This is a genomic window from Pararhodobacter oceanensis, assembly GCF_003076755.1.
Classification (GTDB): Bacteria; Pseudomonadota; Alphaproteobacteria; order Rhodobacterales; family Rhodobacteraceae; genus Pararhodobacter; species Pararhodobacter oceanensis.
Genome location: NZ_QDKM01000002.1, coordinates 571,726 through 584,931 on the forward strand (window position 1 = coordinate 571,726; position 13,206 = coordinate 584,931).

Here is a 13,206-nt window from a genome sequence, read left to right on the forward strand (position 1 = left end):
GGCGCCAAAACGACGAGGAGGACGGCCAATGAGCCAGATTTCCCTTACATTCCCTGACGGCAGTCTTCGCGAGTATCCTTCGGGGATTACCGCCAGCGAAGTCGCACAATCCATTGCTCCGTCGCTGGCCAAAGCCGCGATCTCGGCGCAACTGGACGGCGCGCATTATGATCTGGCCTGGCCGATCACCGCGGATGCGAAGATCGCGATCAACACGCTCAAGGATGACGATGCGGCGCTGGAGCTGATCCGGCACGATTTCGCGCATGTGATGGCGCGGGCGGTGCAAGAGATCTGGCCGGATGTAAAAGTCACCATCGGGCCGGTGATCAAGGACGGCTGGTATTACGATTTCGACCGCGAAGAGCCGTTTACGCCCGAGGATCTGGGCGTGATCGAGGCGAAGATGAAAGAGATCATCAACCGCCGCGATCCGGTTAGAACCGAAATTTGGGAGCGTGAGCGCGCGGTGGCCTTCTATGAGGGCAATAACGAGCCTTATAAGGTCGAATTGATCAATTCGATCCCCGGTGACGAGCCTCTGCGGATGTATTGGCATGGCGACTGGCAAGACCTCTGCCGTGGCCCACATTTGCAGCACACCGGCCAATTGCCCGCCGATGGCTTCAAACTGATGAAGGTTGCGGGCGCCTATTGGCGCGGCGACAGCTCACGCCCGATGCTGCAGCGGATTTACGGCGTTGCGTTCAAGGACCGTAAGGCGCTCAAGGCGCATCTGCTGATGCTCGAGGAAGCCGCGAAACGCGACCACCGCAAGCTCGGCCGCGAGATGGACCTGTTCCATATGCAAGAAGAGGCGCCGGGGCAGATTTTCTGGCATCCCAACGGCTGGACGATCTACACGCAGTTGCAGGACTATATGCGCCGCCAGCAGACCAAGGGCGGCTATGTCGAGGTCAACACGCCGCAGGTGGTCAACCGCGTGCTTTGGGAGCGATCCGGCCATTGGGAGAACTACCAAGAGCATATGTTCATCGTCGAAGTCGATGAGGAACACGCCCGCGAAAAGACCGTCAATGCGCTCAAGCCGATGAACTGCCCCTGTCATGTGCAGATCTATAACGTCGGGCTGAAAAGCTACCGCGATCTGCCGCTGCGGATGGCGGAATTCGGCTCGTGCAACCGCTATGAGCCCTCGGGCGCGCTGCACGGGATCATGCGGGTGCGCGGCTTTACCCAAGATGACGCGCATATTTTCTGCACCGAAGACCAGATCGAGGCGGAAACCGAGCGGTTTATCGAGTTCCTGCGCAATATCTATGCGGATCTCGGCTTTGAGAATTTCACCATCAAATTCTCGGACCGGCCCGAACAGCGTGCCGGTGAGGATGCGGTCTGGGACCGCGCCGAGACAGCACTGGCCAATGCCACGAAGGCGGCGGGTTGCGAGTATACGCTCAATCCGGGTGAGGGCGCGTTTTACGGGCCGAAGCTGGAGTTTGTGCTGACCGATGCGATTGGCCGCGACTGGCAATGCGGCACGCTGCAGGTGGATTTCGTGCTGCCCGAGAGCCTCGATGCGACCTATATCGGCGCTGATGGCGGCAAGCACCGGCCGGTGATGCTGCACCGTGCGACGCTGGGGTCTTTTGAACGGTTCATCGGCATTCTGATTGAAAGCCATGCCGGTAAGCTGCCGCTCTGGCTGGCGCCGCAGCAGGTCGTCGTGGCCTCGATTGTCTCGGATGCGGATGATTACGTCTATGAGACCGTCGCGGCCTTGCAGGCGGCGGGGCTGCGCGCAAAAGCCGATATCCGCAACGAGAAGATCAACTATAAGGTGCGCGAGCACTCATTGGCCAAAATTCCGGTGATTCTGGCGGTGGGCGCGCGCGAAGTGGCGGATGGCACGGTTTCGGTGCGCCGTTTGGGTGACAACCGGACCCAGACACAACCGCTCGCCGAGTTGATCGAAGAGCTGCGCATCGAGGCCACACCGCCCGACTTGCGCTGACCGTGAAAAGGGGGGCTTTGCCCCCCTCTTTGCTTTGCAAATTCACCCCCCAGGATATTTAGGGCAAAAAGTGGCTGGGGGAGCAGGAAGGACCGATCATGCGAATTCTGTTTCTGGGCGATGTGATGGGCCGTGCGGGCCGCGCCGCGATCACCGAGCGGCTGCCGGCGATGCGCCGCGACTGGGGGTTGGATTTCGTCGTGGTCAACGGCGAGAATGCAACCTCGGGCATGGGGCTGAGCCCTGACCATGCGGCGGGCATCCTTGCGGCGGGCGCGGACTGTGTGACGCTGGGTGATCACGCCTTTGACCAGAAGTCGATGATCGGCCATATCGATCAGGAACAGCGGATTATCCGGCCCTTGAACTTCTCGAAGGTGGCGCCGGGGCAGGGGGCGCGGGTGTTCACCGCCAAGGATGGTCGCAAGGTTCTGGTGGCGCAGGTTCTGGGGCAGGTGTTTATGAAACGCCCCTATGACGATCCGTTCAGCGCCATCGAGCCGGTCCTGCGCAACAATCCTCTGGGCGCGCGGGTGCAGGCGACATTGGTCGATGTGCATTGCGAGGCGACCAGTGAGAAAATGGCCATGGGCCATTGGTGCGACGGGCGCGCCAGTCTGGTGGTCGGCACTCATACTCATGTGCCCACCGGCGATGCGATGATCCTCAATGGCGGCGCGGGATATCTGACCGATGCGGGCATGTGCGGCGACTATGATAGTGTCATCGGCATGCAAAAAGACGAGCCGATGCAGCGGTTTATCACCGGCATGCCGAAAGCGCGCTTCGAGCCTGCGCGCGGTGCGGTGACCCTGTCGGGCGTGTTCATCGAGACCGACGACAAGACCGGCAAGACGCTGCGCATCGAGGCGGTGCGCCAAGGCGGGCGGCTGGCACAATCGGGGCCGGTGGCCTGAGGGCGATGCTGTTGCAGGGCTGGAGGCGGGCGGCACCGCTGCTTGTGGCGACGCCGGTGATTGGCGCGCGGCTTTGGTATATCCTGAGCCAAAGAGCGATTCTATGGGCAGGGCAGATGCGGGTTAATCAGTCTTCAACGGGGCTCAAAGCGGCGCGGCCCGGATTTGTGCTGCGCCAAAGGGAACGCAAATGAGCGGGCTTGTTTTGCCGGCAGGCTGGGCGCCGGTGCTGGCGCTGTTGATTGTCGGCGCGATGCTGGTGATGTTCATCCGCGAGCGCTATCCGGTCGAGGTGGTGGCGCTCTCGGGGGCGGCGCTGATGCTGGTCTTGGGCATCGTGCCCGAAGCCAATGCGCTGGCGGTGTTTGCCAATCCCGCGCCCTGGACGATTGCCGCGATGTTCCTGATCGTCGGCGCTTTGGTGCGCACCGGCGGGCTGGAGTTCCTCTCGCAACTGGCGGTCAGCCACGGGCAATTGCGCCCGAAAATGACTCTGATCACCCTGACCCTGACGGTGCTGGCGCTCTCGGCCTTCGTCAACAACACGCCGATTGTCGTGGTGATGATCCCGATCTTCATGCAACTGGCGCGGACCTTGCAGGTCGCCCCCTCCAAGCTGTTGATTCCACTCAGCTATTTCTCGATCTTTGGCGGCACGATCACGCTGGTCGGCACTTCGACCAATCTGTTGGTTGACGGGGTGGCGCAGGCCTCGGGGCTGGCACCCTTTGGCATTTTCGAGATCACGCTGGTCGGTCTGTCGGTCTCGGTGGTCGGGGTGCTCTATCTGGCGCTGATCGGGCGCTGGCTTTTGCCCGAGCGCGACTCGATGGCGGCGCTCTTGGGCGACCGCGCGCCGATGAAATTCTTTACCGAGGTGGTGCTGCCCGAGGGGTCGGCACTGATTGGGCAGAAACCCAATGAGGTCGAGGATTTCCGCCGCGGCGGGGCGCGCGTCATTGATGTGTTGCGGGTCGATGAATCGCTGCGTCGCGCGCTTGATGAGGTGGTGCTGCAAGCTGGTGACCGGGTGGTTTTGCGCACCAAAATGTCGGAAATCCTCGGGCTGCAATCCAATCCCGAGGTGCGCTGGGTCGAGCAGATCTCCTCGGTGCAAACCTCGACCGTGGAGGTGCTGATCACCCCGGGTTGCCGGATGGTCGGGCGCTCACTAGGCCAATTGCGGTTGCGGCGGCGTTACGGGGTCTATCCGCTGGCGGTGCACCGGCGGTCCGAGAATATCGGGCGCAAGCTGGATGATCTGGTGGTGCAGGTCGGCGATACGCTGCTCATTGAGGGCGCGATGGATGACATCCGGCGGCTGGCCACGGATATGGATCTGGTCGATGTCAGCCAGCCCTCGGAACGTGCTTTTCGCCGCAGCCAAGTGCCGATTGTGATCGCGGTTCTGGCGGGGGTCGTCGGCTTGGCGGCGCTGAATGTGGCGCCGATCCATGTGCTGGCGCTGATCGGCGTGGTGGTGGTGCTCTTGACCCGCTGCATTGATGCCGATGAGGCCTTCGAGTTCATCGAGGGCCGCCTGCTGGCGCTGATCTTTGGCATGTTAATCGTCGGCGCGGGCTTGCAGCATTCGGGCGCGGTAACGTTGTTGGTCGGCTGGATGACGCCGACCTTGCAAACCCTGCCGGATTGGGCGTTGATCCTTGCGGTCTATCTGCTGGCCGGGGTGCTGACCGAACTGGTGTCGAATAACGCGGTGGCGGTGATCATCACGCCGGTGGCCATCGGGCTGGCCGAGACCATGGGCGTCGATGCGCGGCCTTTGGTGGTGGCGGTGATGTTCGCGGCCTCGGCGGCTTTTGCCACGCCAATCGGCTATCAGACCAACACGCTGGTCTACGGGCCGGGGGGCTATTTGTTCAAGGATTTCCTCAAAGTCGGCATCCCGCTGAACATATTGATGGCGCTGACGGTGACCACGATTGTGCCGCTGATCTGGCCATTATAGCGGATTTCCCCTTGCCAATCGACGCCCGTATCGGCAGATATTGAGTTTATGAACGCGTTAAATACCCAAGCCATTGCCGCCGACCAACGCCCGGTGATCGGTGTCATCTGGATGGTGGTCGCGGGCCTGTTGTTTGTCGGGCTGACCGCGGGCGTCAAACATATGGGCTCGGGTATTCCGGCGGCGCAATCGGCGTTTCTGCGCTATTTCCTCGGTCTGATATTCGTGCTGCCGATGCTCTTTGTGGTGCGCAACGAGCGCCCATCGCTGCGCGTCTGGGGGTTCTTTGGCCTGCGCGGATTGATGCATACTTTCGGCGTGATCCTGTGGTTCTATGCGATGACCCGCATTCCTTTGGCCGAGGTTTCGGCGATGGGCTATATGAGCCCGGTGTTCATCAGCATCGGCGCGGCGGTGTTTCTGGGCGAACGCTTGCGGATGCGGCGGCTGGCGGCAGTGGCGGTGGCGATCATCGGTGCGATGGTGATCCTGCGGCCCGGCCTGCGTGAGTTGAACGACGGGCATATCGCGATGCTCTTCACCTCGATATTTTTCGCGCTCTCTTACATGATGGCCAAACGCACTTCGCGCGATGCTTCGCCGACGATGGTGGTGACGATGCTCTCGATCACCGTGACCATCGGGTTGGCGCCCTTTGCATTCGCGGTCTGGGTGCCGGTCAGCGGCGCTGAATTGCTGTGGTTGCTGATGATCGCGGGGTTCGCGACGGCGGGGCATTACTGCATGACCTTCGCTTTTGCCGCGGCGCCGATCACCGTCACCCAGCCGGTGACCGCGCTGCAACTGGTCTGGGCGGTATCACTGGGCGCATTGCTGTTTGCCGAGCCGGTCGACCTTTGGGTGGTCGCGGGGGGCGCCTTGATCGTGCTGGCGGTGGTGTTTATTGCGCTGCGCGAGCATCAGGTGAAACTCGCCGAGGCGCGCGAGGTGATGATATGATCGGACGGCTGGCGGCGCTCTTGGTCTGTCTTGCCGCGCCGGTTGCCGCCTGTGAGGTGCCGAACAGTCTGGTTACATTGCGCGCCGAACTTCTGGCACTGACCAATATCGAGCGTGAGGCGGCGGGGGCCGCGCCGCTGCGTCGTGACCTGCGGCTCGAGGCGGCGGCGCAGACCCAGGCCTGCCGCGTGGCCGAACGCCAGAGCCTGAGCCACCGCGGCAGTTGGTTCGCGGGTCTCGGGCGGCGCTTGCGGCGTGAGGATTACCCCTATGCGATGGCCGCGGAAAATCTGGCCGACGGGCATCTGGGCGCGACCACGGTCACGCAGGGCTGGATGGAGTCGCCCGCGCACCGCGCCAATCTCTTGGACCGCCGCGCGACCGAGGCCGGTTTCGGCGCCGCGATGGGGCAGAACGGGCGGCTGCATTGGTCGATGATCCTCGCCGCCCCGCAAGAGGATTAAGCGGCGCGGGGCAGACCCGCCGCATTGGCGCGCCGCCCTCGCGTTCCGGCGCTTTGATCAGGTTAGCGTCGCTTCGCTACTCTCATCACCGCGTTTGGCGACCAGCGCCGCCACCGCCGAGGCATTGGTTAACATGCCAACAACATGCCCGCCCTCGGTCAGCATCAATTTGTCTTTGGCATCAGAGAGTTGCCGCATGGCATCGGCCAAGGGCGTCGTGGCGGGCAGGGTGATGCCGGTCGGCGCGGGACGCGGCGCGGGGATCATCGCATCGCGCGCGCGTAACACGCCCAAAGGGTTCATATGGGCGACAAATTCGGCCACATAGTCATTCGCCGGATTGGTGTAGATCTCGGCTGGCGTGCCGCATTGGATGATGCGCCCGCCCTCGAGTATCGCGATCCGGTTGCCCAGTTTGAACGCTTCATCAAGGTCATGGCTGACAAAGATGATCGTGCGTTTCAGGCGGGCTTGAAGGTCCAATAGCTCGTCTTGCAGGCGGGTGCGGATCAGCGGATCAAGGGCGCTGAACGGCTCGTCCATCAACAGGATCGGCGCCTCGGTGGCAAAGGCCCGCGCCAGCCCGACACGCTGCTGCATACCGCCCGACAATTCGCCGACATTGCGGCCCGCCCATTGCCGCAAGCCGACCAGATCGAGCTGCACGTCAACACGGCGATTGCGCTCTTTCTTGCGCACGCCCGAAAGCTCCAGCCCGAGCCCGACATTGTCGCGCACTGTGCGCCATGGCAGCAGGCCGAATTGCTGGAACACCATCGCCACATGGCGGGTGCGCAGGTCGCACAATTGCTTGCGGTTGGCTTTCGGCACGCTCTGCATCTCGGCGCTGCCGGTATCGACCAGCACATCGCCCTGCACGATCGGATTGAGCCCGTTAACCGCCCGCAACAGCGTCGATTTGCCCGAGCCCGAGAGGCCCATCAGCACCAGAATCTCGCCATGGGCGACATCCAGCGAGCAATCATGCACGCCAAGCACCTGTCCGGTTTCCTTCTGGATATCGGCGCGCGACTGGCCGGTCTCCATCAAGGGCAACGCCTTATAGGGGTTCTCGCCAAAGACAATCGAGACATTGCGAAACGACACGGCGGGGTGGTCATGCGCCGCGGTTTCGGGCGCATCTCCGGTCTGGTGTTCGGTCACTGCGGTGGCTTCTGTGCCGGTTTTGGCATCGGTCTTTGCGGTGTCGCTCATTGTTTTGCCTCCACGCGCAACATGCGGTCCAACATGATTGCCACGGCGACAATCACCACGCCGGATTCAAAGCCCAAAGCCGCGTTCACCGTGTTCAGCGCGCGCACCACCGGCACGCCCAATCCCGGTGCGCCGACCAATCCGGCGATCACCACCATCGACAGCGACAGCATGATCGTCTGGTTCAATCCGGCCATGATCTGCGGAAAGGCAAAGGGCAGTTCGACCTTGAAAATCCGCTGCATATTGCTGGCACCAAAGGCCGTCGCGGCCTCGGTTAGTGCGGTCGGGGTGCTGCGGATGCCCAGCTCGGTCAGGCGGATCGCGGCGGGCATGGCAAAGATCACCGTCGCCACCAGCCCGGGCACCATGCCAAGGCCAAAGAGCACCAGCACCGGGATCAGATAGACAAAGGTCGGCAGGGTCTGCATCAGGTCCAGCACCGGCGTCAACCAGCGGTAGAATTTCGGATGATGGGCCGAGAAAATGCCCAAGGGCACGCCAATCGCCATACAGACGAAGCACGAGCCGAGCACCAGCGTCAGGGTCTGGATCGTCGGCTCCCAATAGCCTTGGTTCAGCGCGAAAAGCGCGCAGACAGCGACAATCACCACCGAGATCAGGCGGCGTTGCAACAGCCATGTGATCGCCGCGAATATCGCGATCAGCACCAAGGGCGGCGGATAGCTCAGCGCGGCTTGCAGGCTTTCAATCGCCGTGCTCAGGCCCACTTCAAGCGCATCAAACGCCTGCCAGAAATTGTCTTGCACCCATGTGAAGCGGTCGGCAATGAACCGCCCCACAGGGATTTTCGCCCCGGTGATGGCGTCGGTAACGGGATCGGTCATGCGGGTTCCGGTCGTTTGAAAAAGCCCGGCCCGAGAGGGGCCGGGCTGGTATTATCAGTTCAGGGCGGCGGTGACGGCTGCCATTGCGTCGCCACCATCAAGGGTGGTCACACCCTCCAGCCACGGGCCCAACACATCGGTGTTCTCGGCCAGCCATGCAGCGGCGGCGGCATTCGGATCGGTGCCGTCGTTGAGGATCGCGCCCATGATCTCGTTTTCCAGCGCCAGCGTGAACTCCATATTGTTGAGCAATTGGCCCACGTTAGGACATTCCGCGACATAGCCCGCGCGGGTGTTGGTATAGACCTCGGCGCCGCCGAAATCGGGGCCGAACCAATCGTCACCCTCGGCGAGATAGGTCATCTCGAAATTGGCGTTCATCGGGTGCGGCTCCCAGCCCAGAAAGACCACCGGCTGGTCGCGCCGGTCCGAGCGCTGCACCTGCGCCAGCATCCCCTGTTCCGAGCTTTCCACCACGGTGAAACCCTCAAGATCAAAGGCGTCGGCCTCGATCATATCAAGGATCAGGCGGTTGCCGTCATTGCCCGGCTCGATGCCGTAGATGCTGCTGTCGAGCGCCTCGGCATGGGCGGCGATATCGGCGAAACTGGTGATCCCCAGCGCCGCGCCTGCCGCATTGGTGGCCAGCGTGTATTTGGCGCCGGCGAGGTTGCGGCGCACGGTGTCGACGGTGCCGGCCTCGCGGTAGGGCGCGATATCGGCCTCCATCGTCGGCATCCAGTTGCCCAGAAACACGTCGATATCGCCCGAGGCCATCGAGGTGTAGGTCACCGGCACCGAGAGCACGAGCACCTCGGTATTATAGCCCAAAGCCTCCAGAACCGTGCTGGCGGTGGCGGTGGTCGCGGTGATGTCGGTCCAGCCCACATCCGAGAATCGCACCGTGCCGCAATCGGCAAAAGCCGGTGCGGCAAGCAGGGTGAGAGCCGTTGTGGTGGCGAAAAAACTGGTCATTTTCATAGTCGTCTCCTGTTGGCAGTTTTTGTTGATTGACGAGTCAATAAACGATCGACTACCTAATAATCAACCGATTTGAGTGAATCGATCCCATCTGCACCGCAAAAAAGGAGCCGATCATGCCCAAGATTGGCATTGAACCTATACGACGCGCCTCGCTGATCAAGGCCACAATTGCCGAAATCGGCGATGTCGGAAGCCTTGAGGTGACGGTCAGCCGAATCGCCAAACGCGCAGGCATGTCCTCGGCCTTGGCGCATCATTATTTCGGCTCGAAAGAGTCGCTGTTTCTCTCGGCGATGCGCCATGTATTGACGGTTTACGGCGCCGAAGTGCGCGGGGCGCTGACCACCGCCAATGGCCCCGAGGACCGCGTGCGGGCGATCATCCGCGCCTCCTTCACACCGGCGAATTTCCGGCGCGAGGTGATCTCGGCTTGGTTGAATTTCTATGTATTGGCGCAGACCCGTCCGCAGGCGCGGCGGTTGCTCAGCGTTTACCAGCGGCGAATGCACGCGAACCTGCGCCATGCGCTGCGGCCGATTGCGGGCGGGCGCCATGACGAGATCGCGCGCTCCATCGCGGCGATGATTGACGGCGCCTATCTGCACGCGGTGCTTGGCCCCGACACGCTGGATGGCCCCCGCGCCGCCGCCGATATCGACACCTATCTGACCCTAGCCCTAAAGGACCGCTGACATGCGCGCGCAACCCCAAGCCAGCCATTTCATCGACGGCGCGTATATCGAGGATACCTCGGGCGCGCCGATTGACTGTATCTATGCCGCCGATGGCACGCAGATCGCCCGTTTGCACGAGGCCACGCCCGCGCTGATCGACAAAGCGCTGGCCGCTGCGGCTCGTGCGCAGGTGGCATGGGCGGCGCTGCGTCCGGTGGAACGCGGCCGCGTGCTCCACAAAGCCGCCGAGATCATCCGCGCGCGCAACGCCGAACTCTCGGAGCTGGAAACCCTCGACACCGGCAAACCCCTACAGGAAACCTTGGTCGCCGATGCCTCCTCCGGCGCCGAAGCGCTCGAGTATTTCGCCGGTTTCGCCGCCACCGTCACCGGCCAGACCGTGCCGGTGGGGGGCGGGGATTTCGTCTATACCACCCGCGAGCCCTTGGGCGTTTGCGTCGGCATCGGCGCATGGAATTACCCCACGCAGATAGCCTGCTGGAAGGCCGCGCCCGCCTTGGCCTTCGGCAATGCGATGGTCTTCAAACCCTCCGAAGTGACCCCATTATGCGCGCTAAAGGTTGCGGAAATCCTAATCGAAGCGGGGGCACCTGCGGGCTTGTTCAACGTGGTGCAGGGGCGCGGCGCGGTCGGCGCTTCGCTGGTCACCGATAAGCGCGTGGCCAAGGTCAGCCTGACCGGCTCGGTGCCCACTGGCCGCAAGGTCTACGCCGCCGCCGCCGAGGGCATCCGCCATGTGACCATGGAATTGGGCGGCAAATCGCCTTTGGTGATCTTTGACGATGCCAGCGTTGAGGATGCGGTCGGCGCGGCGATGCTGGGCAACTTCTATTCCTCCGGCCAGATCTGCTCCAACGGCACGCGGGTGTTCGTGCAAAAGGGCCTGATGCCGCAGTTTCTCGAGCGGCTCAAAGCCCGCACCGAGGCGATCGTCATCGGCGAACCGCTTGAGGAAGAAACACAATTCGGCCCGCTGATCACCTCTGAGCATCTTGAGAAAGTCATGGGCTATATTGAGCTTGGTTTGCAGGAAGGCGCGACCCTGATCACCGGCGGCGCACGGCTGAACCGCCCCGGCAACTATGTGCAACCGACGGTGTTTGCGGGTGTCACCGACGAGATGACCATCGCCCGCGAAGAGGTGTTCGGCCCGGTGATGGCGGTGCTGGAATTCGAGAGTGAGGCCGAGGTGATCGCCCGCGCCAATGCCACCGAATTTGGCCTCGCCGCGGGCGTCTTCACCGCCGATCTGGCGCGCGCCCACCGTGTTGCGGCGGCGTTTGAGGCCGGCACCTGCTGGATCAACGCCTATAATCTGACGCCCGTTGAGGCGCCCTTTGGCGGGTCCAAACTCTCCGGTGTGGGGCGCGAAAACGGCCACGCGGCGGTCGAATATTACACGCAGGTCAAATCGATCTATGTCGGCACCGCTCCGGTCGATTCGCCCTATTGAGGCGTGAATTTTAACGCCGTTTTAAGACAAACCGTATTAACTCAGGGGGCCGGAACTCCGGCTGCGCAATTATGAACGCGGATTATGTGATTGTTGGCGCCGGCTCGGGCGGCTCGGCGGTGGCTTACCGTCTCGCCGAGTCTGGGAAAACCGTTGTCGTGGTGGAATACGGCGGCTCGGACGCGGGGCCGTTCATCCAGATGCCCGGCGCGCTGTCCTATCCGATGAATATGGCGCGCTATGACTGGGGGATGCAGACCGAACCCGAACCACATCTGGACAACCGCCGCCTCGCCACCCCGCGCGGCAAGGTGATCGGCGGCTCGTCCAGCATCAACGGCATGGTCTATGTCCGCGGCCATGCGCGCGACTATGACCATTGGGCCGAACAGGGCGCCGACGGCTGGTCCTATGCCGATGTGCTGCCCTATTTCAAACGGCTCGAGCATTGGCACGGCGCGCAGGATGCGGGCACCGATACCTCATGGCGCGGCACCGATGGCCCGCTGCACATCAGCCGCGGCAAGCGCGAGAATATTCTGTTTGACGCCTTTATCGAGGCGGGCGGGCAGGCGGGTTATCCGCTGACCCGCGACTATAACGGCGAGCAGCAAGAGGGCTTTGGCGCGATGGAGGCCACGGTCCATAAAGGCGAGCGCTGGTCGGCGGCCAAAGCCTATCTGCGCCCCGCGTTGAAGTCCAAAAAGGTCAAACTTTTGCGTGGCTTGGCAGCGCGGGTGATCATTGAAAACGGACGCGCCCGCGGCGTCGAATTGGCGGACGGCAAGCGGGTGATGGCGAATGCGGAAGTGATCCTCGCGGCTTCCTCGATCAACACGCCGAAGCTCTTGATGCTCTCGGGTATTGGCCCGGCGGCGCATCTGGCCGAACACGGGATCGAGGTGATTGCGGACCGCCCCGGTGTCGGCGGCAATCTGCAAGACCATCTGGAACTCTACCTGCAATACGCCACCAAAGAGCCGATCTCGCTGTTCAAATATTGGAACCTCTGGGGCAAGGCCTATGTCGGCGCGCGCTGGCTGCTGACCGGCACCGGACCGGGGGCGACCAACCAGTTTGAAAGCTGCGGTTTCATCCGTTCGGCGGCGGGCATCGACTATCCCGATATCCAGTATCATTTCCTGCCCATCGCGGTGCGTTATGACGGACAAGCCTCGGCCGAGGGGCACGGGTTTCAGGCCCATGTCGGCCCGATGCGCTCGAAATCACGCGGCACCGTGCGGCTCAAATCCGCCGATCCGAGTGCCGCGCCAGAAATCCGCTTTAACTATATGTCGCATCCCGATGACTGGGCCGAATTCCGCGCCGCGATCCGCCTGACCCGCGAGATCATGGAACAACCGGCGATGGCGCAGCATATCAAGCACGAAATCCAGCCCGGCGCAGCGGTGGCCGATGACGCGGCGCTTGATGATTTCATTCGCGAGCATGTCGAGAGCGCCTATCACCCCTGTGGCACCGCGCGGATGGGGCGGCGCGATGACCCGCAGGCGGTGGTCGACAGCCACGGGCAGGTGATCGGGGTCGAGGGGCTGCGGGTGGCCGATAGCTCGATTTTCCCGCGTATCACCAATGGCAATCTAAACGGGCCGTCAATTCTGGTCGGCGAGAAAATGGCAGATCATATCCTTGGCCGCACGCCGCTGGCGCCATCGAATCTGGAGCCATGGATCAACCCGAACTGGCAGGTCTCGCAGCGCTAGGG

At 62.6% G+C, this 13,206-nt stretch carries 11 protein-coding genes; 8 read left to right on the forward strand and 3 right to left on the reverse strand.

What is annotated here, in order from left to right; translation table 11 throughout:
• Nucleotides 1–28: 28 nt before the first annotated feature.
• From thrS to DDE20_RS07155, 5 genes are all read left to right on the forward strand, one after another.
• On the forward strand, nt 29–1,975 hold the full coding sequence (gene thrS / locus DDE20_RS07135; RefSeq protein ID WP_116557757.1) for a threonine--tRNA ligase: 1,947 nt from the start codon (nt 29–31) through the stop codon (nt 1,973–1,975).
• Nucleotides 1,976–2,073: 98 nt separating this feature from the next.
• Complete coding sequence (locus DDE20_RS07140) at nt 2,074–2,892, forward strand: TIGR00282 family metallophosphoesterase (RefSeq protein ID WP_116557758.1); 819 nt, start codon at nt 2,074–2,076, stop codon at nt 2,890–2,892.
• Nucleotides 2,893–3,082: 190 nt separating this feature from the next.
• The gene (locus DDE20_RS07145; RefSeq protein WP_116557759.1) at nt 3,083–4,861 is read left to right on the forward strand and encodes an SLC13 family permease; all 1,779 of its coding nucleotides are present in this window, start codon (nt 3,083–3,085) and stop codon (nt 4,859–4,861) included.
• 48 nt (nt 4,862–4,909) lie between these two features.
• Nucleotides 4,910–5,821, forward strand: a complete 912-nt coding sequence (locus DDE20_RS07150) for a DMT family transporter (RefSeq protein WP_240607874.1) — start codon at nt 4,910–4,912, stop codon at nt 5,819–5,821.
• Nucleotides 5,818–6,285, forward strand: coding sequence for a CAP domain-containing protein (locus DDE20_RS07155; RefSeq protein ID WP_116557760.1), 468 nt, complete (start codon nt 5,818–5,820; stop codon nt 6,283–6,285). Before DDE20_RS07150 ends, DDE20_RS07155 begins: the two co-directional genes overlap by 4 nt.
• Before the next feature lie 57 nt (nt 6,286–6,342).
• Here the strand turns inward: DDE20_RS07155 and choV are convergent, their stop codons facing one another.
• Genes choV through choX form a run of 3 tightly spaced genes read right to left on the reverse strand, consistent with a single transcriptional unit; the run spans nt 6,343 to nt 9,329 of the window.
• Entirely contained in the window at nt 6,343–7,500 is a 1,158-nt protein-coding gene (gene choV, locus DDE20_RS07160) for a choline ABC transporter ATP-binding protein (protein ID WP_116557761.1), read from the reverse strand.
• Nucleotides 7,497–8,348: a choline ABC transporter permease subunit gene (gene choW / locus DDE20_RS07165; RefSeq protein ID WP_116557762.1), complete on the reverse strand. Its 852-nt coding sequence runs from the start codon at nt 8,346–8,348 to the stop codon at nt 7,497–7,499. The genes choV and choW overlap by 4 nt, the downstream gene beginning before the upstream one ends.
• Before the next feature lie 54 nt (nt 8,349–8,402).
• Entirely contained in the window at nt 8,403–9,329 is a 927-nt protein-coding gene (gene choX, locus DDE20_RS07170) for a choline ABC transporter substrate-binding protein (RefSeq protein WP_240607875.1), read from the reverse strand.
• 116 nt (nt 9,330–9,445) lie between these two features.
• On the opposite strand from choX, the gene betI reads away from it, so the two are divergent.
• From betI to betA, 3 genes are all read left to right on the forward strand, one after another.
• On the forward strand, nt 9,446–10,024 hold the full coding sequence (betI, locus tag DDE20_RS07175; RefSeq protein WP_116557763.1) for a choline-binding transcriptional repressor BetI: 579 nt from the start codon (nt 9,446–9,448) through the stop codon (nt 10,022–10,024).
• 1 nt (nt 10,025) lies between these two features.
• A complete protein-coding gene (gene betB / locus DDE20_RS07180) occupies nt 10,026–11,480 on the forward strand; it encodes a betaine-aldehyde dehydrogenase (protein WP_116557764.1) in 1,455 nt (484 codons plus the stop codon).
• 71 nt (nt 11,481–11,551) lie between these two features.
• On the forward strand, nt 11,552–13,204 hold the full coding sequence (gene betA / locus DDE20_RS07185; RefSeq protein WP_116557765.1) for a choline dehydrogenase: 1,653 nt from the start codon (nt 11,552–11,554) through the stop codon (nt 13,202–13,204).
• The last annotated feature ends 2 nt before the right edge of the window (nt 13,205–13,206 follow it).